General features: G+C 34.1%; 2 protein-coding genes. Both read left to right on the top strand.

What is annotated here, in order from left to right:
* Positions 1-436: 436 nt before the first annotated feature.
* Complete coding sequence (ltrA, locus tag HMPREF3186_RS06530) at positions 437-1,768, top strand: group II intron reverse transcriptase/maturase (RefSeq protein WP_060914466.1); 1,332 nt, start codon at positions 437-439, stop codon at positions 1,766-1,768.
* Between the two features lie 611 nt (positions 1,769-2,379).
* Positions 2,380-2,861 (top strand): YSIRK-type signal peptide-containing protein (locus tag HMPREF3186_RS06525; protein ID WP_156438982.1); only part of this gene is annotated, 482 nt, incomplete at its 3' end.

Below are 2,861 nucleotides of genomic sequence, written 5' to 3'. Positions count from 1 at the left end.
ACTTTTGTACATTTTTATATTGACATTTACAGAAGGGATAGCGAAATCGTGGCTCTACGAATAGAAACGCGATAATAAGGCGTATTGGGTGGATAAGGTGGCCCAAAGCACTAAAGTCCAAGAAGATAGACGTAGCCCAAGTACGTAAATTGCGAGAGTAAACGAGGAAAGATGTACGACTTATCCCGTGAGGTCTTGTCGAGGGAAACCTAGTAACAACGAACGACAAGAAGTCAGCCGATTCCATAGTAGCGAGGAAACTTCTGTAATGGAAGTGGAGTGAAGGGATGAACAAACCAAACGAAGTAGACCAACTTTGATTGTAACTGTAAAGCCAGGTCTGATAGAGCTGAAAGTTAAGACGTATACACTAATAGAAAGCTCACAAATATAAGACGACTTACAGGAGAGCGAAACGAGAAAGGAATACAAACACATGTCAAAATTACTAGATAGAATACTTGGAGAAAGCAACATGATAATTGCATTACACCAAGTAAAACTAAAGAAAGATTCAGGCGGAGTTGACGGAATAGAAATAGAAGACATTGAGGAATACATCCAAAACAATTGGAAGAGAATCAAGAGTCAAATAAAAGAAAGAAAATACAAACCGCAACCCGTACTACGAGTAGAAATACCAAAATCAAACGGAGGAACAAGAAACCTAGGAATACCAACGGTAATGGACAGAATAATCCAGCAAGCAATAGCACAAGTGTTAACACCAATATGTGAACAGCACTTTTCAGAATACAGCTACGGATTTCGACCAAATCGTTCATGTGAAACAGCAGTAGTCAAACTATTAGAATACCTAAATGACGGCTACGACTGGATAGTAGATATAGACTTAGAGAAATTCTTTGATACAGTACCACAGGACAAACTAATGACCTTGGTAAACCAAATAATACATGATGGAGATACAGAATCACTGATAAGAAAATACCTACAAGCAGGAGTAATGATTAATGGAGGAAAACACAAAACATTAGTAGGAACACCACAAGGAGGGAACTTATCACCACTACTATCAAATATTATGCTCAACCAACTGGATAAAGAATTAGAAAAGAGAGGACTACACTTTGTAAGATACGCAGATGACTGCATAATAACAGTAAAAAGCGAATCAGCAGCGAAAAGAGTAATGTACTCAGTAAGTCGTTTTATAGAGAAACACTTAGGACTAAAAGTCAACATGAATAAAACGAAAATAGTAAGACCAAGCAAACTAAAATACCTAGGGTTTGGATTTTGGAAAACAAAAGGAGAATGGAAAAGTAGGCCACACGAAGAAAGTGTTCAGAAATTCAAAAGAAAACTGAAACAACTAACATCACGAAAATGGAGTATCTCACTAGTAGATAGAATAATAAAATTAAATCAAGTGATAAGAGGATGGATAAATTACTTTTCATTAGGATTTATGAAAACTGCGATGACGAAAGTAGATGAACACCTACGAACAAGAATTCGAGTAATAATTTGGAAACAATGGAAGAAGAAATCAAGACGACTACGGGGATTATTAAAATTAGGAGTCCCTAAATGGATAGCAGATAAAGTATCGGGATGGGGTGACCACTACCAATTTATAGCACTTAAATCGGTACTAAAGCAAGCAGTATCAAAACCAGTCCTTGCAGGGCAAGGACTGGTCAGTTGTCTTGATTACTACTTAGAAAAGCATGAATTGAAGATTGGTTTGAACCGCCGTATGCCGAACGGCACGTACGGTGGTGTGAGAGGGGCTAGAAATTAGCCCCTACTCGATGTTCTTTGTCAAATTCAGGGTAATGAATGATTGTATACTAAATCGTAAGTGTCCAATAACGAGGTATCTATCTTCTGAACATAAATTCCTTTATAATAAGAATATAAAAGAAGGAATGGAGGAAAACAAGATGTCAAAACAAATTGTACCATTAGAGGTTGGCCACTCATCAAAAAAGAAGAGAAATCTATTGCGATTATACTAAAGCTCTGTAAGGGGAAAATAGAATGGGTACTTTACGATTCCGCGATAGTGTATAATATTTTACGGGGATAACTTGACAAAATCTTGTTTCTTCAAAATCACGAATTTTGAGTCACTCTCAAAGTTTTGAAGGAGCACAATCCAGTGCTATCATAAAGACTTTATTCGGAATTGGCAAATGAAATGGATTGGATTCAAAGAAATATATAAATCATTTATTAATGTATTTACCAAATGAAGATACTTTAGAAGAAAATGAGATTCTATAGGTTTATTTGCTATGGAATAAAAATATTAAACTTTTACGTTGAATATGTTAATTTGTCTTGATATAATTAGTAGTATCAAATAATAATTAAAGAAGATTTTCTTGTAATTAAAAAGGAGAAAAAATTATGAAAAAAAATGTTAATAAAGTACTGAAATATTCTATTCGTAAGCTATCTATTGGTATTAGTCCTATTGTGATTGGAACATTGATTTTTGGGAATTATATTCCAGGAAATATTGCAAAAGCAGGAGAAATAACTTTTAAATATGTAGAAGAAAATGAGTTGAATGAAAGTGAAAAGGTGTTAATAAAGAGAGCAATACCAGAAAGATATAAAGAAAATCGAACGTATTATTTAGTATATAAGAAAATTAATGAAAAAAAAGAAGAAAAGTTATTACCGAATACAGGAGATAGTTCTACGCCGATTTATGGATTAGGATTGGGAACTGCAGCATTAGTCGTATTATTGATTTCTAGAAAAAATAAAAATAAAGTATTAAGTGTGCTATTAATTGGGGCGTTGGGACAAAGTGTGATAGTTCCTTATGAAACATTTGCTTTAGAGAATAAAATATTAAAACACTATAATATGTCAAAAGAAGT

This window comes from Gemella haemolysans (genome assembly GCF_001553035.1).
In the GTDB taxonomy this organism is placed as follows: domain Bacteria; phylum Bacillota; class Bacilli; order Staphylococcales; family Gemellaceae; genus Gemella; species Gemella haemolysans_B.
This window is presented reverse-complemented; position numbering and strand designations above follow the sequence as displayed.

What these genes read in the sequence shown, in the direction of transcription:
- ltrA (WP_060914466.1), top strand. Translation starts at nt 437, where the DNA reads ATGTCAAAATTACTAGATAGAATACTTGGAGAAAGCAACATGATAATT.